This is a genomic window from Enterococcus canis NBRC 100695 (assembly GCF_001544375.1).
GTDB lineage: Bacteria > Bacillota > Bacilli > Lactobacillales > Enterococcaceae > Enterococcus_H > Enterococcus_H canis.
Genome location: NZ_BCQJ01000002.1, coordinates 262240 through 288580, shown reverse-complemented (window position 1 = coordinate 288580; position 26341 = coordinate 262240). Strand labels below are relative to the sequence as shown.

Here is a 26341-nt window from a genome sequence, read left to right as displayed (position 1 = left end):
TAGAATCTATGAAAGAGTATAATTGGGATGATCGTTATCTCATCCAACTAGATGAAAAGCAACCCGAAGCTTTACATACCAATGACCTGCATGTTTGGTACGGCGACAACGAAGCAATCAAGGGTGTTGATTTACAATTTGAAAAGAATAAAATCACCGCATTAATTGGTCCCTCAGGGTGTGGGAAATCCACTTATCTACGTTCCTTGAACCGCATGAATGATAGTATCCCTAACACAAAGATTACTGGTGAAATCATGTACAAAGGAGTAGACATCAACGCGCAAAATGTCGATGTCTATGAGATGCGGAAACATATCGGGATGGTCTTCCAACGACCTAATCCCTTTAGCAAATCAATTTACGAAAATATCACCTTCGCTTTAAAGCAACATGGCATGAAGGATAAAAAGCAATTGGATGAGATTGTGGAGACCAGCTTGAAACAAGCGGCACTTTGGGACCAAGTTAAAGACAGCTTGGATAAAAGTGCGTTGGCTTTATCAGGTGGGCAACAACAACGTCTATGTATTGCCCGGGCTATCGCAATGAAACCAGACATCTTATTACTAGATGAACCAGCTAGCGCTCTGGACCCTATTTCGACAGGGACGGTGGAAGAAACTTTAGTTAATTTGAAAAAAGATTATACGATTATCATCGTGACCCACAATATGCAACAAGCAGCCCGGATCAGCGATTACACAGCCTTTTTCTACTTAGGCAAAGTGATTGAATATGATGAGACTCGTAAAATCTTTACACGTCCGAAGATCCAAGCAACAGAAGACTACGTTTCAGGACACTTTGGTTAGGAGGCTTCACAAATGGCAAAAGAAATTATTTCGTCCAAGGATCTTCATTTGTATTATGGAAAGAAGGAAGCCTTGAAGGGTATCAGCTTGTCCATCAATGAAGGTGAAATCACCGCAATGATTGGCCCCTCTGGCTGTGGAAAGTCGACTTATCTGCGCTCATTGAACCGCATGAATGACTTGATTCCTGGGGTGACTATCACTGGGAATGTGCTTTACAAGGGCCAAGATATCTATGGACCGAAGACGGATACCGTTGAATTAAGAAAAGAAATCGGAATGGTTTTCCAGCAACCAAATCCTTTTCCATTTTCTATTTACGAAAATGTTATTTATGGGTTAAAATTAAAAGGAATCAAAGATAAAACGAAATTAGATGAGGCAGTAGAATCTAGCTTGAAAGCAGCTGCAGTTTGGGACGATGTGAAAGACAAGCTGCATAAAAGTGCATTGTCACTGTCTGGTGGGCAGCAACAACGGGTTTGTATCGCGCGGGTTTTAGCAGTCAATCCCGAAATCATTTTGCTGGATGAACCTACTAGTGCGCTAGATCCAGTCTCCACTGGGAAAATTGAAAACATGTTATTGGAGCTGAAAGAGAAATATACCATGATCATGGTCACTCACAACATGTCACAGGCATCCCGGATCTCGGATAAGACAGCTTTCTTTTTAGATGGCAACCTCATCGAATTCGACGAAACACGTAAAATCTTCTTGAATCCTGGAAAACAGGAAACAGAAGACTATATCTCTGGAAAATTTGGATAAGGAGGATCGAAACAAATGTTGCGTACACAATTTGAAGAGGATTTACTGAAACTCCATAATCAGTTTTATGAAATGGGGATGATGGTCAGCGACGCGATCCATAAGTCAGTTCGAGCTTTTACAAAGCATGATAAGGAATTGGCCAAGGAAGTCGTGAAAGATGACGTGAACATCAACGACATGGAAATCAAGCTGGAAAAGAAAAGCTTTGAAATGATCGCCTTGCAACAGCCGGTTACAACTGACCTGCGCATGATCATTACGATTATGAAAGCCAGCTCAGATTTGGAACGGATGGGGGACCACGCGGTTTCTATCGCCAAAGCCACAATTAGGGTGAAAGGACAAACACGGATTCCTGAAATTGAAAAGGAAATCACTGCGATGTCTGATTATGTGAAGGAAATGGTGGATGCCGTCTTAAATGCTTACATTAAAGAAGACGCTAAGGCAGCTCGTGAAATCGCCAAGAAGGATGAAGAAATCAATGCGCACTTCAATAAAATCTATGCGGATACCATTGATTATATGAAGGCAGATCCAGAAACCATCGTCAGCGGAAACGACTACTTGCACGTTGCTAGCTTCTTAGAGCGGATCGGCGACTACGTTACCAACATCTGTGAATGGATTGTTTACTTGTCTACGGGTAAAATCACGGAGTTAAACACAAACCATTCAATGGATCAAATTTCCTAAAATTTGCTGTCGTCTTTAGAGACGGCAGTTTTTTTGTTTTTGAGTTAGCCAACGTGAAAGTCTGCTGTCGGTCGCGCTAATTGAATTCTTTGTCAAATGCTGTAATTCATGGAATAATAAGAAAAGAGACTTCTCTAACTGGAAACCTAGGAAGAAATCGTTCTTAGGTCCTATGACAAATCTCCTGTGAGAGGGCATAATGAGTATGTAATGAAGGCCACCTGTTAAATCAGGCGAATTATCCTTAAAGGAGGAACTACCCATGAAAGAACGCGAACGTGTCTTGGATCTTGTGAAAAAAGGGATCCTTTCAACTGAAGAAGCATTGGTTCTCTTAGAAAATATGGCAACTGAAAAGAATGAAACACAATTGAAACGAGCTGCCGATGAAGCAGCAACTCCTGAAGCTGGTAAAGTTTCAGATGAATTGATGGAAAAATTACGGGCATCCGAAGCAGAAGAACAGGAAACTGCTGAAACGCCTAAAGATCCTGAATCTGAAGATAAAGAACGCTTAGAAAAAATCTTAGACAATTTGGCAACGGAAGCGAATAAAGCTTCAGCTGAATTAGATGAAGTAAATGTCGAAATCAAAGGCTTAAAAATCGAGCTAACAGAAAAACGTGAAGGCTTGATGGAATTCAATACTAAAGAAGAATTGGATAGCCTATCGGAAGAAGATGTTGCTGATCGTGAAAAGATCGAAGCAGAAATCAAAGATTTAGAAGCATCTTTAGCTGATTTAGAAGAACAAAAGAATACTTTGGAAGAACAATTGAAGTCAATTCGACGGGAACGTTGGGAAGAACAAAAGGAAACAATCTCTTCCAAATTTGAAATTCCTGAAGACTGGAAAGACCAAGCAACAGACACTTTGAACCAAGTAGGCGAAAAGATGAGCGAAGCTGGTAGCCAATTAGGCAGTTTCTTGAAGAAAACTTTTTCTACTTTTTCAGAAGCAGTCAATGATAACATGGACTGGAAAGACGTGAACATCAAAGTACCAAGTGTGGCGTCTACTAAGTTTGAACACGAATTTAATTATCCAGCTCCCCAAGCTAGTCTGATTGATGTCAAAGTTGCAAACGGCAATATCGTTTTTAAAACTTGGGATCAAGAAGATGTCAAAGTGGAAGCTAAAATCAAACTATACGGCAAAATGCCTTCAGAAACACCAATGGAAGCTTTCTTAGAACGCAGCCAAATTGATGTGGATGATGAAGTAATCAGCTTCCAAATCCCTAATAAACGGATCCGTGCTGATTTAGTATTCTACTTGCCAGCTCGTGTATATGACCATGTTTCAGTAAAACTGTTGAATGGTAATATCACTGTGGAAACGTTAGAAGCCAAAGATGTCTATACTAAGTCTACTAACGGCAACTTAGTCTTCCAAAAATTGGATGCAACAATGCTGGAAGTGGAAGGTGTTAATGGCGAAATCAAAGTCATGAAGGGTACTTTACTAGATACCATGATTGAAACGGTCAACGGTAATGTGACGGTGACAGCAGCGCCACAAAACTTGAGCGTTTCCCTAATCAATGGTGATGTACGAGTTACTTTGATGAATGATGATTTACGGAAGGTCAATGCAACTTCTGTTAATGGGAACGTCAAGATTGCTTTGCCTGATGAAATCAGTTTAGAAGGTACTGCAAAAACGAGTCTAGGCAGCATCAATAGCCGTTTGGCCGACTATGAAGTGATTCGTGAGAAGAAAGAACGGACGAACCAATTGTTGCAATTCCGTCGTTCAGGCACGGATCAAGTAGCGGATATCTACGTTTCTACTACTACTGGCAGTATTTACGTCAAAGACGCCGGTAAATAATCCAAAATAAATAGAAAAGCCCCTCCGGTAACGGAGGGTGACTTTTCTCAACTGATAGATGTAGCAAAGGATGTGAGAGAGATGAAAAAACGTTTGACTAAATCAAATACGAATGTGGTGTTGACTGGGACTCTAGCTGGTATCGGTGAGTTTTTCGGTATCGACCCAACCATTATCCGTGTTTTATATGTGATCCTGATCTTCTTAGGAATGGGTAGCCCAATCCTGTTATATATCTTATTGGCAGTTTTGATCCCACGTAATCCTAACCGTGGTCACTATCAACATACGGATCGTCAATATGGCAATCCTTATGGACCTTCAGGTACCACTCAAAAGAACACCAAACGAAAGGAAGCCGAAAAAATCGACGATGATGACTGGAGTGATTTCTAATGACGTATTTTCAACGTCTAATCGTAAATACACTGACCTTCGTCTCATTGTCTGTGATTTTTCCTAATATGGTCCATGTTCAATCCATTTGGATGGCAATTATCGCCAGCTTTGTCCTGTCGGTGCTGAACATGTTAGTAAAACCAATCTTGACCATCCTATCGTTACCTTTTACGTTACTAACATTGGGCCTGTTTAGTTTCGTGGTAAATGCTTTGATTTTACGACTAACCTCCTTTTTAGTAGGTAGTGCTAATTTTGGCTTTGCCAGTTTCTGGTCCGCAATTTTGGTGGCGGTGATCATGTCGCTGGTCAATATGATTGTTAGCGAGCACAACTTAAATAAATATGATGATTAAGGAACGTTCTTGGCTTAGCCAGGAACGTTTTTTTAATTTGTAAAAAAGAGTGTTTACAAGTTGTATACATGGCGGCTGACTTTGTTAGTTACCGTGATATCGCCCTTATCATAGCGATGTCGTGTTTGAGAGTACTCGAAGGGCTGACCATTTTCTAAATACACCGTTTGCTCAATTTCCAGAACGGGATCATTTGCTTGGCAAGCCAGGTATTGCTGGTCATATTGGTCTGGACGGTCGGCTTTAATTCGACGATGAGACTGTCCCAGTTGTAGTTGTAACTGCTCATTGATATAGCGGTAGATAGAGCTTTTCAATACTTCTTCGGTGATTCCAGGGATTAGTAATACAGGCATGACCGTATATTCAAGGGCCAATGGTTCATCTTCAAAGATCCGTAAACGAACGATGTCATAGATGGGATCGTTCTTTTGAAGTCGCAATTTTTCTTGCTCGCGTTCATTTGGAAAAGAGACACCAAATGAAATGATTTGATTGCGAAGCTTACCTAAATGCCCTAGTTTTTTTGTCATACCGCCGTAAATTGACGCATCATAATCGTAGACTGATTCAGGTCCTTTTACATAAGAGCCAGAGCCTTGACGGCCTTCAATAAGACCTTCCATCTGTAACGTATTTAATGCTTTTTGGATGGTGACACGACTAGTCTGAAAAAGGGCAGCTAATTCAGATTGTCGCGGTAAACGACTGTCCTTTGGGTATTCACCACTAATTATTTTTTTGCGGAGTTCATTTGCTATAAGCTGAAAATAAGCCATAATTCATTCCTCCCTTATCTTTTTTAATTGTAAATAAAGAGGTTTACAAATTCAAGCGTAATCGATGGGCTAGGTTTACAAATCTGTAAAACTGCTATAAATTATTTTTGTAATCGGTTACTTAATTAGCTATTTTTAGGAGGAGTAAGAGATGAATGAAGGATCGTTTATGGATAAATTATCCAACGTACTGGGAAATGTAGCCTACAAAATCAACTCGTTACGTTATATCATGGTAATTAAAAATGCTTTTGCGGCACTGATTCCAGTTATTATTACGGGAGCATTCGGGACCTTATTTTCGGCAATGGTTTTTGATGCAGAAAACGGTTTGGCGAAAATCAGCTTTTTAAGCTTTTTAGCTGATTTGAAACCAATTGCCTCGACCGTTAGTTACGTCACCTTGAGTTTTCTGACCATCTACGCAGTATTTTTGATTGGGATCGAACTGGCTAAGCTGAATGAGATACAAGGCGTTTTCCCAGGTATCGTGGCCGTTATGTCCTATTTATCAGTTAATCCGACAACCTATTCCTTTTTGAGTGCTGAAAACAAAGATATTCTAGTTGAAAATGTTTTGGCAAAACAATATACGGATACAAAAGGTCTCTTTTTAGGAATGTTTGTAGCGATTGCTTCTATCGAACTTTATTCTTGGTTAGGGCGCCAAGAAAAACTGAAGGTAAAAATGCCGGATACGGTGCCGACGAATGTTGCGACTAGTTTTTCTGCACTATTTCCTACTATTATTACAATCGCCACTATCGCCACAGTTGGTTTTGCCATAAAGGCCATCACTGGCTCATACGCGTACGACATCATTTATAATATTGTTCAGAAACCATTAGAAGGTGTGGTTCAAGGTTTACCAGGTATTTTACTCTTAATGTTTATTGCTCAAGTTTTCTGGGTAATCGGGATTCATGGTAATCAAATGATCAAGCCAATCCGCGAACCGCTCCTACTGGCAGCAATAGCAGTCAATACGGAAGCCTTTGAAGCAGGAAAAGAAATACCCAATATCATTACCATGCCCTTCTGGGATATGTATATGAGTATGGGTGGCTCGGGTGTGACGATTGGGTTGTTAATTGCTATTTTATTGGTAAGCAAACGCGCCGATATGCGTGAGATTACCAAGTTATCATTGGCACCGGGAATTTTTAATATTAATGAGCCAGTCATTTTTGGAATGCCAATCATGTTGAACCCCATTTTAGCAATTCCTTTTATCTTAACACCATTGGTAACTGGAACGATTGGTTATGTTGCCACGACACTGGGCTTTGCTGCCAAGGCAGTGGTAATGGTTCCGTGGCCAATGCCTCCTATTGTGAATGCTTATCTAGCGACCGCTGGAGACATTGGGGCAGTCATTACGCAGATTGTCTGTATTATCGTTTCAATTTTAATTTATTTACCATTTGTAAAAGTATCGAATAAAGTGACGCATGAAGTCGCATAGTGGAGGAAATTAGTATGGAAATCACAATTCCCAAAAATTTTATTTTAGGAGCTGCTTCATCAGCTTGGCAGACAGAAGGTTGGCAAGGGAAAAAAGCCGGACAGGATTCTTTTTTAGATAGCTGGTACAAAAATGAAAAGTTTGTCTGGCATGACGGCTATGGGCCAGCAGTAGCTACTAATTTTATGGAAAAATATCCGGAAGATATTCATTGGATGAAAGAAGTCAAGCTGACGCATTATCGAACCTCTATCAACTGGGCACGTTTTTTTACCGATTATGAGCAACTGGTTGTGGATGAAGATTACGCTGAGCATATCAATCAAGTAATCGACGGCTTGATTGAAGCTGGTGTCGAACCAATGCTATGTTTGGAACACTATGAAGTTCCTAGTTATCTGTTAGAAAAATATGATGGCTGGTCTTCTAAAAAAGTTATCGAATTATATAAAGGGTATGCAAAAATAGCTTTTGAACGCTTTGGCGACCGAGTGAAGCAATGGTTCACTTTTAATGAACCAATCGTGACGCAGACCCGTTGCTACTTAGATGCAATTCGCTGGCCGCATGAACAAAATACTAAGAAATGGATGCTGTGGAATTACCACAAAGTTTTGGCGAATGCGGAAGCTATTAAAATTTTCAAAGAGGGCGGTTTTGAAGGACGTATCGGGTGTATTTTGAATCCAGAAATGGTTTACCCACGCTCTTCTTCTGTGGCGGATCAAAAAGCAGCTCAGATGTATGATTTGTTTTTCAATCGAATTTACTTTGATCCTATGGTGAAGGGTGCTTATCCAGAAGAACTACTGACATTATGTGACCAGTACGATATTTCTTTTGATGCAACGCCTGCTGAACTAGCTACCATCAAGAAATACACAGTAGATTTTCTAGGGGTCAATCAGTATTATCCTAAGCGGGTCCAGGCACCAAAGTATGCCTGGAATCCAGAAACGCCTTTTCATCCTGAAATGTTCTATGAACCGTTTGATTTACCTGGTAAGCAGATGAATAGTTCTCGTGGGTGGGAAATCCATCCCGAAATTATGTATGATATGGCGATGTATTTGAAAAAAAATTATGGGGACATTCCGTGGCTAGTAAGTGAAAATGGGATGGGCCGTGAACAGGAAGAACAATATTTCGATAATCAGGGGCAAGTAGCAGACGAATACCGGATTGATTTTATTGGGCAGCATTTATACCATTTGTTGCGGGCGGTAGCAGAAGGCGCTAATTGTGAAGGGTATATGTTATGGGCCTTTACTGATTGTGTATCGCCAATGAATGCCTTTAAAAACCGTTATGGATTGATTCGAATCGAATTGAATCAGGAACGCTCAAGAAGTCCTAAGCATTCGGCATTTTGGTATCGTTCTCTAATAGAGGATCGTAAATTCATCTTGCCAGACCCCATCAGTTATCGCTAAATGAATCATTAGATCAAGTTTTTAGACTTGATCTAATGATTTTTTTTATAAGAAATCAATAACAATCACTAAAAGTGACACCTTTGAAAGTTGTATTTATTTCTGCCTTGGTTATAATGAAAGTAATTGCAAAGAATGCAGATAAAGTTGAGTAAAAGCAAATTTAGCTGTGATAACGCGATATGATGTTGGTAAAAAGTGAGGTAAGACAATGACAGAAACTGTAACAGTACGAGAACTTGTAAAAGCGTTGCCATTGGAAATTATTAGTGGTAATGAAGCAAGCTTAGATCGTTTGATTGATACCGGAGATATTTCCCGTCCAGGGTTGGAATTGACCGGCTATTTTTCCTATTATTCCCATGACCGATTACAATTATTTGGCAGAAAAGAAATGACCTTTGCAGATCGAATGACACCGGAAGAGCGGCTGATTGTTATGCGCCGTCTTTGCGAAAAAGATACGCCGGCCTTTATTGTGTCACGAGGTTTAGCGGTGTTTGACGAAATGATTCAAGCGGCGGAAGAAAATGAGATCCCCGTTTTACGATCACCTATTTCTACCTCCCGTTTATCTGGAGAAATCTCCAGCTATTTGGATGGTCAATTAGCACCACGGACGAGTATTCACGGCGTTTTAGTCGATGTATACGGTCTGGGCGTGCTGATTCAAGGAGATAGTGGTATCGGAAAAAGTGAAACAGCCTTAGAACTGATTAAACGAGGCCATCGCTTGATTGCCGATGACCGGGTTGATGTGTATCAAAAAGATGAACTGACAGTGATTGGAGAGCCGCCTAAAATTCTAGAACATCTGATAGAAATTCGTGGTATCGGGATTATTGATGTTATGAATCTGTTTGGGGCCAGTGCAGTGCGGGGCTATATGCAAGTTCAGCTAGCCGTGTATTTGGAAGCTTGGGAAAAAGACAAAAAATATGACCGTTTAGGCTCCGATGAAACAAAAGTGAGCATCGCCGACGTTGATGTGCCGCAAATTCGGATTCCGGTCAAAACAGGGCGTAACGTCGCGATTATTATTGAAGTGGCGGCCATGAACTTCCGTGCGAAAACGATGGGTTATGATGCGACCAAAGCTTTTGAAGAACGCTTGAGTCGTTTAATTGAAGAAAATTCAGGACAATAGGAGATGGAAAACATGTTAGCACAAATCGATCCTATTGCCTTTCGGTTATTTGGATTACAGATACACTGGTATGCGATTTTTATTGTCAGTGGTATTGCAATTGCAGTTTATTTAAGTAGCAAGGAAGCGGTACGCGTTGGTATGAAAGAAGATGACGTGATTGATTTCATCTTTTGGGGACTGCCAATCGCCATCATCGGTGCCAGACTTTATTATGTGATTTTTGAGTGGCGCTATTATATGGAAAATCCTGGGGAGATCATTGCGATTTGGCATGGCGGTCTGGCTATTTATGGCGGCTTGATTGCAGGGATTATCACGCTGTTCTTCTTTACCCGCTCACGTTTCATCAATATGTGGACCTTTTTAGATATTGCGGCACCTAGTGTGATTTTGGCACAGGCAATTGGCCGCTGGGGCAATTTTATGAATCATGAGGCCTATGGTCCCGTTACCACCGAAGCTTTTTTGGAAAAGCTTCACTTGCCACGCTTCATCATTGATAATATGTATATTGACGGGGCATACCGACAACCAACTTTTCTTTACGAATCTGTTTGGAACGTCCTGGGCTTTGTCGTACTGATTCTCCTGCGACGTAAGCAGGACTTTTTGAAGCAAGGAGAAGTCTTCTTATTATATGTTGCTTGGTATTCACTGGGAAGATTTTTCATTGAAGGGCTCCGTACTGATAGCTTGTACTTATTTGGCGCAATTCGGGTCTCGCAGTTGTTATCTGCCGTTCTCTTTATTGGTTCGTTAGGACTGATTTGGTGGCGTCGCAGATCGGATAAACTACCGTTTTATCGTCGGGACTTGGCAAAATAAAAACATGAAAAAAAGCTGTACCTAAAGTTATCTTATGCTAAACTTGATTAGGTAAGGGAGGACACACAAATTGAAACAAACCGTAGCAGTATTAGGACCAGGTTCATGGGGAACCGCGCTAGCGCAAGTATTGGCGGAAAATGGTCATGATGTACGTATTTGGGGAAATAACCCCGCACAAATTAAAGAAATCAATGAACAACATACCAATAAACACTACTTACCGGATTTAAAGATCAATGAAAGCATTCGGGCGTATGAGGAACTAGGAGCGGCTGTTAAAGAGGCAGACGCGGTCTTGTTCGTAGTACCGACGAAAGCGATGCGGGCAGTCGCCCATGACTTTGCTCAAGTGGCAGAGAACCAACCAATGATTATCCATGCATCAAAAGGGTTAGAGCAAGATACGCATAAACGTATCTCCGAGATTCTTTACGAGGAAATTCCGGCAGAACATCGCCGCGGAATTGTTGTCTTGTCAGGACCGAGCCATGCTGAAGAAGTTGCCGTGAGAGATATCACCACCATTACAGCAGCCAGCGAACGCTTAGAAGATGCAGCGTATGTCCAAGATTTATTTATGAATGGCTATTTCCGCATCTATACCAATGATGATGTGATTGGTGTCGAAACAGGTGCAGCCTTGAAAAATATTATTGCCTTGGGAGCAGGTGCCATTCATGGACTAGGCTTTGGCGACAACGCGAAAGCGGCTATCATGACACGTGGACTTGCTGAAATCAGTCGTTTAGGAGTCGCAATGGGGGCTGATCCGCTAACGTTCATTGGACTTAGCGGTGTAGGTGATTTAATTGTGACGGGTACGAGTATCCATTCCCGTAACTGGCGCGCTGGTAACCTGTTAGGGCAGGGCCATAAGCTCGACGAAGTACTAGAAAACATGGGCATGATTGTCGAAGGTGTCTCAACTACCAAGGCGGCTTATGAGCTTTCTCGGCAGTTGAACGTAGAAATGCCAATCACAGAAACGATTTATCGCGTTCTTTATGAAGATGAAGATGTGAAGCAGGCAGCAAAAGAAATCATGCTGCGCGATGGCAAGACGGAAAAAGAATTTTAAAAAATCTTTTTAAAAACTGAGGAGGATGTTGAAATGCAAGTCAAAAAAGCGGTTATCCCAGCGGCAGGGTTAGGAACACGGTTCTTACCGGCAACGAAAGCGATGGCAAAAGAAATGCTGCCAATCGTGGATAAACCAACGATCCAGTTTATTGTAGAGGAAGCACTAAAATCAGGAATCGAAGATATTTTAATCGTAACCGGAAAAGCAAAACGTCCAATTGAAGATCATTTTGATTCAAATATTGAATTGGAAACGAATTTGCGCGAAAAAGGCAAAACCGAATTACTGAAGCTAGTAGAAGAAACGACAGATGTTAATTTGCACTTTATTCGTCAGTCTCATCCAAAGGGCTTGGGACACGCTGTCTTGCAAGCCAAAGCCTTTGTTGGTGATGAACCCTTTATCGTGATGTTAGGCGACGATATTATGGAAGACAAAGTGCCATTGACGAAACAGCTAATGAACGACTATGAAAACACTCATGCTTCTACAATTGCCGTGATGGAAGTTCCTCATGAAGAGACCTCTAAATATGGCATCATCAACCCAGGTGAAGAAGTGAAACCAGGACTATATAATGTAAAGAACTTCGTAGAAAAACCAAAACCAGCAGAAGCACCAAGTAATTTGGCAATCATTGGCCGCTACCTACTGACACCGGAAATCTTCCAAGTATTGGAAACACAAAAGCCAGGGGCAGGTAACGAAATCCAATTGACAGATGCCATTGACACCTTGAATAAAACGCAAAGAGTATTTGCTCGAGAATTTAAAGGCAAACGTTTTGATGTAGGTGATAAATTTGGATTCATGAAAACAAGTATTGAATATGGGTTAACTCACCCAGAAGTGAAGGATAACTTGCGTGAATTTATTATTGAGTTAGGTGCTGAGCTATCTGCGGAAGATCAAAAGAAAGCAAAAACAAAATAACTTTTAAAAGTTTTTAAAAAGACATTGAAAAGACGGCTGAAATCCTAGGATTTCGCCGTTTTTTTCTTTTTTTATGAAATGCTAAAACTTAAAGAGAAGTTCCAAAAGCTTTTTTTGCTATACTTTGTGTAAGCGGTTGGTTTTTGATTTGTGAAAATAAGGGTCAAATGTTATGCTAAATAAAAAGAGTTTGTAGGAGGTTATGCCATGTCAGGTGGAGAAATCGCAGCAATCATTGCCGCACTTGCCTTTGCGGTCTTGGTAGTGTTCATTATCTTGTTGCTGCAAAAAGTGGGAAAGGTCGTCGACAAAGCCGAAAAAACGGTGGATCAGGCCAATACAACAATCAATATTTTAACGAAGGATGTAGACATCTTGGCGAACCAAGTAGAGGGTTTGCTAGTAAAAAGTAACGAGTTACTAGGAGATGTCACACAAAAAGTGGAAACGATTGATCCGCTGTTTACTGCAGTGGCGGACCTTAGCGAAACCGTTTCAGAGCTGAATGATTCCAGCAAACATTTGGTTAACCGCGTTGGCTCGATTGGCAAATCAACAGCTAAAGCTGGTGTTGCAACGAAATTCGGTTCAACAGCGTTTAAAGCTTTCCGTACTAAAAAGGATTCAACAAATACAACAACAGAAGAATAAAAAATTTGGAGGGATTATTCATGGCTAAAAAAGGTGGATTTCTATTTGGAGCAATCGTTGGTGGGACAGCAGCAGCTATTGCGGCATTACTAATGGCACCAAAATCAGGGAAGGAACTGCGCGATGATCTTTCAGGACGTGCCTACGATTTGAAAGACAAAGCAAGTGACTATACAGAATATGCGAAACAAAAAGGGGTAGAGCTTTCTGAAATTGCCAAAGACAAAGCTGGCGATTTAGGTGCACAAGCAGGCCAACTAGTAGGGTCTGTTAAGAATAAAACACAAGACTCTTTTGATAAAGCGCAAGATATCTCAGACGATATGCTTGGTAATTTGAAACAACAAACGAATGATCTTTCGGACCGCTTCAAAAAAACAGCTGCAGATGTGAAAGCCCATGGCGAAGATTTAGGTGATGTGGCACAAGATGCTGCAGACGATATTATTATTGAAGTTAAAGACACCGCCAACCAAGCCAAAGATACGCTTAATGAAGGCGTGGCAGAAGGCAAGGCAGCAACCGCTGATGTGCCAGAAGTAGCGAAAGAAGCGAAGGAAACAGCGAAAGCCGAAGCTAAAAATGTAAAAGAAGATGTCAAAGATTTTGGCGAAGACGTGAAAAAAGAAGCGAAAGATACAAAAGATGAATTAACAAAATAATGAACGAACGAAAAAAGCGTATCAGGTCTGTTCAAGGCTTGATACGCTTTTTGTCATGCTAGATTGACAGCTGTTTTATTCGATAATTTGTAATTCTTTTGGTGTTTGAGTCAAGTTCTTAGCACCGTCTTTGGTTACGTAAACACAGTCTTCAATACGAACACCGACTTTTCCAGGGATGTAGATTCCTGGTTCAATGGAGAAGCACATGCCTTCTTCAATCACTAAATCATTACCAGCTACTAATGATGGAAACTCATGGACGGTTGTGCCAATACCATGGCCTAGGCGGTGATTGAAGTATTCCCCGTAACCGTAGGAACTAATAACGTCACGTGCCACAGCATCGATTTGAGCGGCAGTAACGCCAGGTTTCACGGCATTTGTGGCAGCAAGCTGAGCTTCTAACACGATTTGATAGATTTCTTTTTGGAAATCAGTGGGTTCCTTAAAGGCTACTGTCCGTGTGGCATCGCTGCAATAGCCGTCCCAAACAACGCCTAAATCAAATAGCACCAACTCATTAGGCTTGATTTTGGTATTTCCTGGCGTGCCATGGGGATTAGCGGCATTTTCACCAGCTAGCACCATCGTATCAAAACTCATGGCACTCACGCCTCTTTTCTTCAGTTGATATTCGATCTCTGCAATAACTTCTTGCTCGGTCGCATTTTCTTTAATAGCTTGGAAACCAATCTCAAAAGCAACATCGGCCCAATCGCCAGCAGCTAAAAGCTTTTTGATTTCACTTTCCGTTTTGATCAATTGCAGCCATTGAATGGTTGGCGTAGCATCAATGAATTGGCTCGCAGGGAAACGTTGAGCCAAAGCTTCCAGTCGTTCCACCGTCAAAGCATTCTTTTCAATGGCGATTTGACCGACTTTTGTACGCTTTTTCAAAAGCTCTGCTATAATGTCCCAAGGATTTTCGCTGTCTAAGTAGCCGAATACATCATATTGCCAAGCACTGTGCTGTGCTTCTTCGACTTCTAACGCAGGGGTAAAGAGAAAAGGATCACCCTCTAATGGAATAAATAAGGCTAAGATTCGTTCGTGGGGATCACTTTCATAGCCGCTAAAATAAGCGACGTGTCCGGGGTCGGTAATGTAAGCCAGGTCCGCCTGAGCATCGACCATCCACTGTTTTAATTCCGCGATTTTCTTCGTATTCATAAAATGCCTTCTTTCTATAAAGATACAAAATTATCATACCACAGGGGGCTTAAAAAAACTTGATTGATAAATTTTCATGAAAATAGAGTAAAACGGTTGCAAACTAAAAAGGAATTTGCTATTCTAAGGAAGAAATGTAAATAGGATTTTCTGAAAATGAAAAACTAAAAATGAATCTCAATGGAGGACTATTATGGAAAAGCAGACAATTACGATTTATGATGTTGCTCGTGAAGCAAATGTCTCAATGGCAACAGTATCCCGCGTAGTCAATGGCAATCCTAACGTAAAGCCAGCGACACGTAAAAAAGTATTGGAAGTAATCGACCGTCTTGATTACCGTCCTAATGCAGTCGCTCGTGGTTTAGCAAGCAAAAAGACAACGACTGTTGGGGTTATCATCCCAGACGTTAGCAATATCTTTTTCTCTTCATTAGCACGAGGAATTGATGATGTAGCAACGATGTACAAATACAATATCGTCTTAGCAAACTCAGATGGTAATGACCAAAAAGAAGTGAGCGTACTGAATACTTTGTTGGCGAAACAAGTAGATGGTATCATCTTTATGGGCCATCACATTACGGACGAAATTCGCGGCGAATTCTCTCGCTCTAAAACACCAGTTGTTTTAGCGGGCTCAATTGATCCAGACGAACAAGTTGGTAGTGTCAATATTGACTACAAAAACGCTACGAAAGACGCAGTAGATGTGTTAGCTAAAAATGGCAACAAGAAGATTGCTTTTGTTAGCGGCGCATTGATTGATCCAATCAATGGTCAAAACCGTTTGAAAGGCTACAAAGATGCCTTATCTGAAAATGGTTTGACCTACAACGAAGGTTTAGTTTTTGAAGCACCATACAACTTTAAAGATGGCGAACAATTAGCAGCTCGGATCCGCAATAGCGGGGCAACAGCTGTCTACGTTTCTGATGATGAATTGGCAATTGGTATCTTGGATGGCATGTTGGATGCTGGTGTGAAGGTTCCAGAAGAATTTGAAATCATCACAAGCAACAACTCTTTACTAACAGACGTCGCTCGTCCACGTTTGTCCAGTATCACACAACCATTGTATGATATCGGTGCGGTAGCAATGCGTCTTTTGACGAAGATGATGAACAAAGAAGAAGTAGAAGAAAAGACTATCATCTTGCCATATGGTATCGAACGTAAAGGATCAACTAAATAATCATGAAGAGATAAGAGATTGGGACATAACTCAAAAAGTTATGTCCCAGTTTTTTTATATCCGAAAAAACGGCGGAAGCAGAAGCGACAGCTATACGCATACAGTTACTGCTATTTGCTTTGAATCACAACGATTGCCTCAGGCAGAGTTGATGCTGAAAAATACCTACTTGGTCTTGGGGATAGAGGCTTCTACCCTAATCTCTTTCTTTATTGACGTCAAGTTAGTGCAGACTTGTATTCGCAAAAAACATCTAGCTTCTTCCTTGGAGGAAAAGGCTAGATGCTTTTACGTGGATGGCTTAGTGCTATTAGCTAGTCATCCTTTTTGTCGTCTTGTTTCTTATCGTCGTCTTTTTTGTCCTCATCCTTCTTATCCTCGTCCTTTTTATCCGAGTTATTAGAGTTGGAGGAGTTACTGTTTGAATTGTTATTATTGGTAGAAGGTTTAGGCGCAGGTGCGGCAGTATATTTCTTCCAATAAGAATCGTAGTTACTGTCTGTTCCAGCAATACCAAACTTAAAGGCTGGACTACGCGGCCCCCCTTCAGCATAGTAAGAAGTGGTGGTGCCGCCCGGTATTTTGATGGTACGACCATTGTAATCAACAGTCCCAGCTTGTTCACCAGTAAACGCTGACACCGTTTCTTTCTTCACATCGCCACTCAACTTAAAGCGTTGATCGGTTCCTAGAACTTTACCATCGGCATTATTAATGGCATTGACGAGAGCAGCCATGTACATTCCTGTGTATTGCGAAGAATTTTCGGTTAAGTTTTGATTTTGGTCATAACCAGTCCAAGCAGACAAAGTTACTTTTGGCGTTGACATTGTTAACCAAGAATCGTGATATTCATTCGTGGTTCCTGTTTTTCCGACCCAGTCGGCATTAGCGGCACTGCCAGAGAGACTGTCTAACACTTGGGTTGTGTTGCCAGAATCTAAAACGGAACGCAACAAGTCATTCATAATGGAGGCAGTCGCCTTTGAAAAGACTTGAGTCTCTTTAGGCTTGAATTCATAAATGATATTGCCGTGGTTATCTGTGATTTTATCAATCAAGTGAGCTTCAACATATTTTCCTTGATTTGCCAAGGTCTGGAAGGTATTGGCTTGCTTGAGGACCGTCATTTCAGTAGTACCCATCGGCGCTGCCCAATAGCCCCAAGAATCATCCTTGGGAATGCCCATCTTAGAAAGATAGTGGTTATAGCTGAATAAATCATCGCCTGTCTCGTTTTTCATGGCTTCATTTAAACTTACAACAGTTTGGTTAAAGGACCACTCTAAAGCAGTTCGAACATCTACAAAGGTATTGGGTTGAACTTGTGTAGAGTTTTGTAAGTTTTCATCCGTACCAGGAATTTTCATAGGGAAATTTGGTAATCTGCTAGCTGAACCAATCAGCCCCTGATCGATGGCTGGTGCGTAAGTCATAATTGGCTTAATAGTAGAACCTGGTTGCCGTTTGGAATAAAAGGCATTATTCACTTGACTAGCTTGATAGTCACGTCCACCAACAAAACCAAGGACAGCGCCAGTTTTATTATCAATCAAAATATTCCCGGTTTGAACATCATTGCTGGGGTTATCGTAGTCTAACAAGTAGCCATTTTTCTTGACAGCTTCTTGCATAGCGTTATAGACCTTTTCGTTGATAGTGGAATGAACAGTATAACCATTCCGGCGCAGACGACGTTCCGCTTGATCGTAATAACGATTATACAAATCTTCATTTCCATCTTTTTGCGCTTCCGCTAAACTCAGATCATCCTTCTTCAAATCTTGCGTCATGAGGACTAGAATGGCTTCGTGCAACACAGTATCGTAAAGGAAACCATTCTCGTTAGCGGAGGCTTTTCCTTGTTTCAGGAAGTCCTTCTTCAAGTCATACTTGATTGCTTCGTCATATTCTTCTTTTGAGATGGCTTTTTCGCGGTACATGCTGAACAGCACAAAATCTTTACGATCCAGTCCATATTGCAGATTCTCATCATCTTTAACCTCACCAGTGTTAGTGTAAGGACTATAAACAATCGGACTTTGTGGCAACCCAGCAATAAAGGCTGCTTGTGGTAAAGTCAGGTCATCGGCATTTTTGCCAAAGATTCCTTGAGCCGCTTCTTGGACACCGGCGATATTTTGACCTAGGTTATTACGACCGAAAGGTGAGACATTTAAATAGGTCGTAATGATCTCATCTTTAGAAAAGTATTTGTCCACCCGCATCGCCATCAAAATTTCATTGGCTTTTCGCTTAAAGGTGGTTTCATCGGTCAAGATTTGCTGCTTCACCAATTGCTGAGTCAGCGTTGAACCACCGGAAGAGCCACCGAGACCAGTAATGTCGGAAATAAGCGCTCGAATCAACGCTTTGGGTACAACCCCGTTATGTTCTTCGAAATACTCATCTTCCGTACTGATAATTGCTTTTTTCAATAAGGGAGACATTTTGTCAGAAGCGACAGTTGTCCGTACAATATCTGAACGGATAGTAGCGAAGTTCTTATCGTTGGCGTAAGCCAAATGAGAAACTTCTTCAATGTCATTGATTTCTTTTTCAAGCTGTTCTTTCGATGGCGGCTCGGTATCTTGGACCAAGTAGGCGAAATAGCCGGTCCCAATTCCTAAGCCCAACGATCCGCCCAAAAGGACGAGAACGACCAAAAACAAGAGAAGCGATTGAATGACACGGATGACGATATTGCCCGCCATCAGCCAGTTCGCTGATTTTCGTTGATGGTTAGGTTTTTTATTCAAAGGTTTCACCTCAATTTGACTATATTCCGTGATATTATAACAGAGTTTTTACTCATTAGATAGCGCTTGAGCAAGCAGGGTGGTTTTTGTAAACAAACTTTAATGAACCCGCCGTCAAAATCACAGGCAACCCTTTCTTTTCAAAGGGCTTTGGGGTAAGATGGAAAATGAATGATCATAAAGGAGGAAGTTACATGAGTTCAGACTTTTTTGGCGAACTAAAAGCCCGCGGACTTGTTCACCAAGTGACAGATGAAGCGGCACTGGAAAAACAATTAAATGAAGAGTCTGTGAAACTATATATTGGCTTTGACCCTACCGCAGACAGCCTGCATATCGGCCATCTACTGCCGATTTTAGTGCTGCGCAGATTCCAACAAAACGGTCATGTACCGATTGCTTTAGTTGGCGGGGGAACTGGGATGATTGGGGATCCATCATTTAAGGACGCCGAACGTCAATTAAACACCCTTGATACGGTTCAAAACTGGTCAGATAGTATCAAAAATCAATTAGCTCGTTTTATCGATTTTGATGATGACACAAATCCAGCCATTATTGCTAACAACTACGAGTGGTTAGGCGAGATGAAGCTGATTGACTTCTTACGGGATGTTGGTAAAAACTTTACCATCAACTACATGATGAGCAAAGAAAGTGTCAAACGCCGGATTGAGACGGGGATTTCTTACACAGAGTTTGCTTACCAATTATTGCAAGCCTATGATTTTCTGAAGTTGTATGAAACCCATGGCTGCCTGCTGCAATTAGGGGGCAGTGACCAGTGGGGTAATATCACTTCTGGAATTGAATTATTACGTCGTGAAAAAGAAGTGCAAGGTTTTGGTTTAACGATGCCTTTGATTACGAAAGCGGATGGCACCAAATTCGGTAAATCTGAAGGGAATGCTGTCTGGTTAGACGCGGAAAAAACCTCACCATATGAGTTTTACCAATTTTGGATTAATACCGATGACCGAGATGCGGTTAAGTTCTTGAAGTACTTTACTTTCTTGAGCTTGGAAGAAATTGACGCGATTGAAGCAGAATTCAAGGCGGCGCCAGAACAACGGGCTGCTCAAAAAGCCTTGGCAAAAGACATGACTACGTTAGTTCATGGGCAAGCGGCGTATGACCAAGCCGTGCATATTTCTCAAGCTTTGTTTAGTGGTGATATTCGCTCATTAACAGCGACTGAGATTTCCCAAGGATTCAAAGATGTACCAAGCCACACCATCGCTAGTGCAGACAGTCATCAGTTGGTAGATGTCTTGATTGCAGCTGGTATCGTCCCTTCGAAACGTCAGGCACGGGAAGACATCCAAAACGGAGCTGTCTATGTGAATGGGGAGCGGACGCAGGATCTAACCTATGAATTAGGTGAAGGTGACATGATTGAAGGTCAATTCACGGTAATTCGTCGTGGGAAAAAGAAATATACGCTATTAGAATACACAAAATAATCATAAGGATGAGACAATGACCCTGGGGGCTTTGCCTCATCCTTTTTTGAGGAGAAAAAAATGGGAACAGTCATCAGTAATGCACTAGGACTGCTATTAATGATCTTTTTAGGGTATTTGACCAAACGTTTGGGGATTTTGGCAAAAGCCGATGGTGGGACGGTAAGCCGCATTATTATTCACGTCACATTGCCCGCCGCAATCATTGTTAGCTTATCAAGCTTGACGCTTTCAGCGGAGCTATTAGTCTTTATATTGTTTGGTTTTATTTTGAATGTGTTAATGATTTTGCTTGGTGGTCTGTTTTCGACTAAAAGTGAACCGTTGGAACGGAAATTCATGATGTACAATATTTCTGGCTATAATATCGGCAATTTTACGCTCCCCTTTTTACAAAGTTTCTTTCCTATTGGAATTCCTTTTATTGCCCTCTTTGATATTGGCAACAGCTTTATGTTAGCTGGTGGTAGTCCAGTCTTGATCGATCGGATTGCCGGTGGCGACCGTAAAGAAAAGCAGAACGTATTTTATGTGTTGGCTCATTCGGTGCCGTTTGTCACTTACGTGGCGATGTTAGTGTTGCGCCTGCTAGATTGGCAGCTACCAGCTACGTTACTGGATATGGTTCAACGTATTGGCAATGCAAATGGCTTTTTATCCATGTTTATGATCGGTCTTTATTTGGATCTACGCCTCCCTAGAAAAGCCTGGCAAACGATTCAGCGGGTTTTATTGAGCCGTTACGCGGCAGCCCTGGTGTTGGTTTTACTGCTACAAATCTTACCGCTAGCCGCCACCCACAAAATCGTCCTAAGTGTCTTAGTCTTGGCGCCAATTCCAACGTTTTCAGTCATTAATAGTGTGCAAGCAGGCGTGGCAGAGGAAACGGAGGGGTTTATCTCTTCCTTAAGTATATTGATTAGTTTAGTACTGATGACGGCTGTGATGTTAATGAGCCTTAGGTAAAAAAGTTGCACCTAAGCGAGTTTTCTTTTAGAGTGAAAAGATAAGGAGCGTGTAAAATTTATGTTGATTGGTTCACATGTAAGTATGAGTGGTAAGAAGATGTTGCTTGGGGCGGCTGAAGAAGCGGCTAGCTACCAGGCGAATACCTTTATGATCTATACGGGAGCACCGCAGAATACGCGGCGCAAACCGATTGAGGAGATGAATATTGCAGCAGGGGAAGCCTATATGGCGGAGCATGATCTCCATGATATCGTGGTTCATGCCCCTTATATCATCAACCTGGGCAATACTATCAAACCAGAAAATTTTGGCTTTGCTGTTGAGTTTTTACGAGAAGAAATTCGGCGTAGTGAGGCTTTGGGAGCTAAACAGATTGTCTTACATCCAGGCGCGCATGTGGGGGCCGGAGCTGAGGCGGGCATCCAACAAATCATTAAAGGCCTAAATGAAGTGTTGCATAAAGATCAAACAGCCCAAATTGCTTTGGAAACGATGGCGGGTAAAGGCACGGAAGTTGGACGGACCTTTGAGGAATTGGCTCAGATTATTGAGGGCGTGACGTTGAACGAAAAGCTTTCGGTGACGTTTGATACCTGTCATACCAATGATGCGGGTTATAATGTCAAAGAAGATTTTGATGGCGTGTTAAGCGAGTTTGATCGTGTGATTGGCTTGGATCGCTTGAAAGTCATCCATTTAAATGACTCTAAAAATCCGATGGGGTCACATAAGGATCGCCACGCTAACATTGGCTTTGGCACGATTGGCTTTGAGGCACTAAATGCGATTGCCCATCACGAAAAACTAGCAGGTTTACCAAAGATTCTTGAAACCCCTTATGTGGGGGAAGATAAAAAGAACAAAAAAGCCCCTTATGGCTTTGAAATTGCTATGCTGCGGGCGCAAACCTTTGATCCCGATTTGCTGGAAAAAATCATGAATAGCTAAAATATAGTAGGAAGTCAGGGATAATTCAAGATTTATCCCGACTTCCTCTTTTCTTTTTGCATGCTTTCTAGTAAAATGTTTCATTGAGAACATGAGAGAAAGGAGCGAGAATCATGGTAAGTACCGGAATCGTAGTTGTGATCGCGATCATCGCCGCATTATTAGGCGCAGTGGGCGGCTTTTTCCTTGCCCGTAAATATATGCAAGATTATTTCAAGAAAAATCCTCCCGTTAATGAGGATATGTTACGGATGATGATGATGCAGATGGGTCAAAAACCGTCTGAAAAGAAAATCCGTCAAATGATGCAACAAATGAAGAGCCAAGCACAAAAATAAGCGCTCTTTTTTAAACCACTGCGGGCTGATTTTTCAGCCCGTTTTTTCATGACAGCTATTGTTTGATTTTTCTGAAAGTTTATTTAAAGGAGGTACCCATGAAAATATTTCAAAAACTCGGTTGGTTTTTCAAAGAGGAAAAACGCAGCTATTTGATTGGCGTTGCGGCACTCGTGGCAGTTGCCATCGTCCAGCTAGTCCCGCCCAAAGTCATTGGGATTGTGATTGACGAGATTGCCTCCCGTGAAATTGTCATCTCTACGATTTTAGGATGGGTCGCGCTATTAGCAGTTGCAGCAATCGCCCAGTATCTTTTCCGTTATATTTGGCGCCAGAATATTTGGGGAAGTGCAGCTAAGCTGGAAAAAAGGCTGCGACAGGATTTATTCCGTCATTTTACCTTAATGGACCAAAATTTTTACCAAAAGCACCGGACTGGTGATTTGATGGCACATGCAACGAATGACTTGAACGCCATTCAAAATGTGGCGGGGGCGGGAATTTTGACCTTTGCTGACTCGATTATCACCGGTGGCATGACGATCATCGCCATGGTGCTATTTGTAGACTGGCGGCTAACCTTGATTGCACTTTTACCATTACCACTTTTGGCAGTCACTGCCCGCGTTTTAGGGACAAAACTGCACGATGCTTTTCGGGAGGCTCAGGAGGCCTTTTCCGATATCAATGATAAAACCCAGGAAAGTATCACGGGTATCAAGGTCATCAAAACCTTTGGCCAAGAAGAGGAAGACATCGCGGATTTCCAAAGGAAAATCGACAATGCTATTGTAAAAAATCGCAAGGTCAATTTTCTAGACGCCTTGTTTGATCCTTTTATTACCTTGATTATTGGTGTTTCCTATGTGCTGACCATTCTGATTGGCGGCCGTTACATTATGACGGATACCATCACGATAGGTCAGCTAGTCTCTTTTATTAGCTACATTGGCATGTTGGTTTGGCCGATGTTTGCCATTGGTCGCCTATTTAATGTGATGGAGCGGGGTTCGGCTAGCTATGACCGCGTTTCTGAGCTATTGCAAGAGCGCTCGCATATCGTTGAGAAGCCCGACGGTATTAAACAGCCTGCAAAAGGTGCGATTGATTATGAAATCCGTGACTTCCATTATCCCGATACGGAAGCAACGGCGCTGACCAACATTAAATTTGTACTGGAAAAAGGCGCCACTCTAGGGATTGTTGGTAAAACAGGCGCAGGTAAGACCTCGATGGTTAAACTGTTTCTGCGAGAGTATGACGAATACCTTGGGAAAATCACTATTGGTGGTGTGGATATCAAAGACTACACCTTAGATGCATTGTTGGGAAATATTGGGTATGTTCCCCAAGACCATTTCCTATTTTCCATGACTGTCCGTGACAATATTCGGTTCGTTGATCCGCATTTATCACAGAAAGCCGTGGAGCGAGCGGCTGATTTAGCGTTTATTCATAATGAGATTACAGCCTTCCCTAAAGGTTATGACACCATGGTGGGGGAACGAGGCGTCTCTTTATCCGGCGGGCAGAAGCAACGAATCTCTATTGCCCGGGCACTGATTATGGATCCTGAATTACTGATTTTAGATGACGCACTTTCGGCGGTCGATGCTAAAACAGAGGAAGCCATCTTGCGGCACTTAAAAGCGTTGCGTCAAGAAAAAACGACGATTATTGCCGCTCACCGTTTAAGTTCAGTGATGCATGCCCAAGAGATTCTAGTCCTAGATGAAGGCCGAATCGTGGAACGTGGAACCCATCAAGAATTGCTAGCTCTTGGTGGCTGGTATAAGCGGATGTGGGATCGGCAACAATTAGAGGCAAAAATTGAAGGGAGTGAGCTAGATGGAACATCAATCTGAGTGGTCAAAATCGATTCCCTTAAAGGAACAGGCAACCATTGTCAAACGACTTTTTAAGTTTGCACGTCCATTTCGGCTGACTTTTTTGATTGCCATTATCTTTGCAGGAGCTTTAGCGGTGATGAATGTGCTGCTGCCACGGATCATCCAAACGCTTATGGACCAATATTTGACCCCCAAAACCGCCACTGAGCAAATCATTTATTTCTTTGCAGGTCTCTATTTATTAGGCGTTGTTTTAAAAGCTATCATTTGGTTCTTCCAATGGTTTCTTTATTCCATGGGCTCTTTGAAGACCTACCAATATATCCGTTCTGAGCTTTTTAAAAAGCTGCATACGTTAGGTATGCGCTACTTTGATCAAACGCCGGCTGGCTCCAACGTGTCTCGTGTTACCAATGATACGGACACCCTGTTTGAATTTTGGTATGTCTTTCTGATGGTTCTGAATGGCGTCTTTGCCATTATTTCTGCATTTATTGCCATGTTCAGTATCAACATAAAAATCACGCTGTTCTGCTTACTATTCTTACCGGTCTTAGCAGTAGTGATTTGGTATTACCAGCAATTTAGTTCCAAGATTTATCGTCGTATGCGGGAACGACTGAGTCAGTTGAACACGAAACTGAATGAATCTATCAGCGGCATGCAAATCATTCAGCAATTCCGCCAAGAGCAACGCCTAGAAGCCGAATTTGGCGAAATCAATGAGGAATATCTCAAAACACGTTTTGCCATGATTCGGACTAATTCGTTACTACTAAGTCCTATTATCAATTTACTTTATGCTTTGGCAGTGGCCTTATCCCTCACGTTATTTGGTTTCGATGCCTTACATTCGCCTCTAGAAGTCGGCTTGATTTATGCTTTTGTAACCTATATTCAGTCCTTCTTCAACCCCATGACCCAGATGATGGATTATCTAAGTGTCTTTACGGATGGGATCGTGGCGGGCAGCCGTATCTTAAAAATCATGGATACAGAAGAGGTAACACCGCAACAAGCTGAAGATGCCGACGGACAGATTACCGCAGGCAAAATTGAATTTCGCAATGTTAGCTTTTCTTATGACGGCGAACATAATGTTTTGAATAATATCAGTTTTGTCGCGCATCCCGGTGAAACAGTGGCGTTAGTGGGGCATACGGGTAGTGGCAAAAGCTCCATCATTAATGTGTTGATGCGTTTCTACGAATTCTCTGAAGGTCAGATTCTGATTGATGATCGCGATATTCGTGAGTATCCGATCACCGAACTTCGTAAAAAAATGGGCTTAGTCTTGCAAGATGCCTTCATGTTTTATGGAGATATTGCCGGAAACATCCGCATGATGAATCCCAACATCACGCAGGTGGAGATTGAAGAGGCGGCTGAATTTGTACAAGCTGATAAATTTATCAAAACCTTACCGCGTCGTTACGAAGCAAAGGTCATTGAACGTGGCGCCAGCTACTCTAGCGGTCAAAGACAATTGATTTCTTTTGCCCGCACGATGGTGACGGATCCGAAGATTTTGATTTTGGATGAAGCAACGGCTAATATTGATACCGAAACAGAAGGCCTCATTCAAGAAGGACTGGCTAAAATGCGTCAAGGCCGGACTACAATAGCCATTGCCCACCGGCTGTCAACGATTCGTGACGCTAACTTGATTTTAGTGCTGGATAAAGGGCATATCGTGGAACGTGGCAATCACGAAACGTTATTGGCCCAAAAAGGCTTATATGCCGATATGTATCAATTGCAAAGCAGTGACGTGTAAGCTTAAAAGATGC

Annotated in this window: 24 protein-coding genes; 21 read left to right on the top strand and 3 right to left on the bottom strand. The window is 41.9% G+C overall.

Annotation, left to right across the window (positions count from 1 at the left end; genetic code table 11):
* Positions 1-8: 8 nt before the first annotated feature.
* The 6 genes from pstB (ECA01S_RS04785) to ECA01S_RS04760 all read left to right on the top strand — a co-directional run bounded on the left by pstB (ECA01S_RS04785) (position 9) and on the right by ECA01S_RS04760 (position 4874).
* A complete protein-coding gene (pstB, locus tag ECA01S_RS04785; RefSeq protein WP_067391915.1) occupies positions 9-815 on the top strand; it encodes a phosphate ABC transporter ATP-binding protein PstB in 807 nt (268 codons plus the stop codon).
* Between the two features lie 12 nt (positions 816-827).
* The gene (gene pstB, locus ECA01S_RS04780; protein ID WP_067391912.1) at positions 828-1586 is read left to right on the top strand and encodes a phosphate ABC transporter ATP-binding protein PstB; all 759 of its coding nucleotides are present in this window, start codon (positions 828-830) and stop codon (positions 1584-1586) included.
* 15 nt (positions 1587-1601) lie between these two features.
* Positions 1602-2285: a phosphate signaling complex protein PhoU gene (gene phoU, locus ECA01S_RS04775; RefSeq protein WP_067391909.1), complete on the top strand. Its 684-nt coding sequence runs from the start codon at positions 1602-1604 to the stop codon at positions 2283-2285.
* Between the two features lie 262 nt (positions 2286-2547).
* On the top strand, positions 2548-4119 hold the full coding sequence (gene liaX, locus ECA01S_RS04770; protein WP_067391906.1) for a daptomycin-sensing surface protein LiaX: 1572 nt from the start codon (positions 2548-2550) through the stop codon (positions 4117-4119).
* 81 nt (positions 4120-4200) lie between these two features.
* Complete coding sequence (locus ECA01S_RS04765) at positions 4201-4515, top strand: PspC domain-containing protein (RefSeq protein WP_067391903.1); 315 nt, start codon at positions 4201-4203, stop codon at positions 4513-4515.
* Positions 4515-4874 (top strand): phage holin family protein, encoded by a 360-nt coding sequence (locus ECA01S_RS04760; RefSeq protein WP_067391900.1) that lies wholly within the window; start codon positions 4515-4517, stop codon positions 4872-4874. The genes ECA01S_RS04765 and ECA01S_RS04760 overlap by 1 nt, the downstream gene beginning before the upstream one ends.
* Before the next feature lie 53 nt (positions 4875-4927).
* Here ECA01S_RS04760 and ECA01S_RS04755 read toward each other — a convergent pair whose 3' ends face one another.
* Complete coding sequence (locus tag ECA01S_RS04755; RefSeq protein ID WP_067391897.1) at positions 4928-5653, bottom strand: GntR family transcriptional regulator; 726 nt, start codon at positions 5651-5653, stop codon at positions 4928-4930.
* A gap of 151 nt (positions 5654-5804) precedes the next feature.
* Here ECA01S_RS04755 and ECA01S_RS04750 point away from each other — a divergent pair, with 151 nt between their 5' ends.
* From ECA01S_RS04750 to ECA01S_RS04715, 8 genes are all read left to right on the top strand, one after another.
* Complete coding sequence (locus ECA01S_RS04750) at positions 5805-7118, top strand: PTS sugar transporter subunit IIC (RefSeq protein WP_067391894.1); 1314 nt, start codon at positions 5805-5807, stop codon at positions 7116-7118.
* 14 nt (positions 7119-7132) lie between these two features.
* On the top strand, positions 7133-8551 hold the full coding sequence (locus tag ECA01S_RS04745; protein WP_067391891.1) for a glycoside hydrolase family 1 protein: 1419 nt from the start codon (positions 7133-7135) through the stop codon (positions 8549-8551).
* Positions 8552-8762: 211 nt separating this feature from the next.
* Positions 8763-9698 (top strand): HPr(Ser) kinase/phosphatase, encoded by a 936-nt coding sequence (gene hprK, locus ECA01S_RS04740; RefSeq protein ID WP_067391888.1) that lies wholly within the window; start codon positions 8763-8765, stop codon positions 9696-9698.
* 12 nt (positions 9699-9710) lie between these two features.
* A complete protein-coding gene (gene lgt, locus ECA01S_RS04735) occupies positions 9711-10526 on the top strand; it encodes a prolipoprotein diacylglyceryl transferase (RefSeq protein WP_067391885.1) in 816 nt (271 codons plus the stop codon).
* Positions 10527-10596: 70 nt separating this feature from the next.
* The gene (locus ECA01S_RS04730; protein ID WP_067391883.1) at positions 10597-11607 is read left to right on the top strand and encodes an NAD(P)H-dependent glycerol-3-phosphate dehydrogenase; all 1011 of its coding nucleotides are present in this window, start codon (positions 10597-10599) and stop codon (positions 11605-11607) included.
* Positions 11608-11640: 33 nt separating this feature from the next.
* Positions 11641-12543 carry a UTP--glucose-1-phosphate uridylyltransferase GalU gene (gene galU / locus ECA01S_RS04725; protein WP_067391880.1) on the top strand — a complete coding sequence of 301 codons (903 nt, stop codon included), beginning with the start codon at positions 11641-11643 and terminating at the stop codon, positions 12541-12543.
* Between the two features lie 207 nt (positions 12544-12750).
* Entirely contained in the window at positions 12751-13194 is a 444-nt protein-coding gene (locus ECA01S_RS04720; RefSeq protein ID WP_067391877.1) for a DUF948 domain-containing protein, read from the top strand.
* 20 nt (positions 13195-13214) lie between these two features.
* Positions 13215-13856, top strand: a complete 642-nt coding sequence (locus tag ECA01S_RS04715; RefSeq protein ID WP_067391874.1) for a YtxH domain-containing protein — start codon at positions 13215-13217, stop codon at positions 13854-13856.
* Positions 13857-13931: 75 nt separating this feature from the next.
* Here the strand turns inward: ECA01S_RS04715 and ECA01S_RS04710 are convergent, their stop codons facing one another.
* Positions 13932-15029, bottom strand: coding sequence for a M24 family metallopeptidase (locus ECA01S_RS04710; RefSeq protein ID WP_067391871.1), 1098 nt, complete (start codon positions 15027-15029; stop codon positions 13932-13934).
* A 193-nt stretch (positions 15030-15222) separates the two neighbouring features.
* Here ECA01S_RS04710 and ccpA point away from each other — a divergent pair, with 193 nt between their 5' ends.
* A complete protein-coding gene (ccpA, locus tag ECA01S_RS04705) occupies positions 15223-16224 on the top strand; it encodes a catabolite control protein A (protein WP_067391868.1) in 1002 nt (333 codons plus the stop codon).
* Between the two features lie 314 nt (positions 16225-16538).
* Here ccpA and ECA01S_RS04700 read toward each other — a convergent pair whose 3' ends face one another.
* Positions 16539-18938: a transglycosylase domain-containing protein gene (locus ECA01S_RS04700; protein ID WP_082703254.1), complete on the bottom strand. Its 2400-nt coding sequence runs from the start codon at positions 18936-18938 to the stop codon at positions 16539-16541.
* A 239-nt stretch (positions 18939-19177) separates the two neighbouring features.
* Between ECA01S_RS04700 and tyrS the strand changes: the two genes are divergently transcribed.
* The 6 genes from tyrS (at position 19178) to ECA01S_RS04670 (ending at position 26328) form a co-directional block, all read left to right on the top strand.
* Positions 19178-20446, top strand: coding sequence for a tyrosine--tRNA ligase (gene tyrS, locus ECA01S_RS04695; RefSeq protein ID WP_067391865.1), 1269 nt, complete (start codon positions 19178-19180; stop codon positions 20444-20446).
* A 60-nt stretch (positions 20447-20506) separates the two neighbouring features.
* Positions 20507-21412, top strand: coding sequence for an AEC family transporter (locus ECA01S_RS04690; protein ID WP_067391862.1), 906 nt, complete (start codon positions 20507-20509; stop codon positions 21410-21412).
* 60 nt (positions 21413-21472) lie between these two features.
* Positions 21473-22363: a deoxyribonuclease IV gene (locus ECA01S_RS04685; protein ID WP_067391859.1), complete on the top strand. Its 891-nt coding sequence runs from the start codon at positions 21473-21475 to the stop codon at positions 22361-22363.
* Positions 22364-22476: 113 nt separating this feature from the next.
* Entirely contained in the window at positions 22477-22701 is a 225-nt protein-coding gene (locus tag ECA01S_RS04680) for a YneF family protein (protein WP_067391856.1), read from the top strand.
* A 98-nt stretch (positions 22702-22799) separates the two neighbouring features.
* Positions 22800-24566 carry an ABC transporter ATP-binding protein gene (locus ECA01S_RS04675; RefSeq protein ID WP_067391853.1) on the top strand — a complete coding sequence of 589 codons (1767 nt, stop codon included), beginning with the start codon at positions 22800-22802 and terminating at the stop codon, positions 24564-24566.
* Positions 24550-26328, top strand: coding sequence for an ABC transporter ATP-binding protein (locus tag ECA01S_RS04670; protein ID WP_067391850.1), 1779 nt, complete (start codon positions 24550-24552; stop codon positions 26326-26328). Before ECA01S_RS04675 ends, ECA01S_RS04670 begins: the two co-directional genes overlap by 17 nt.
* Positions 26329-26341: the final 13 nt, after the last annotated feature.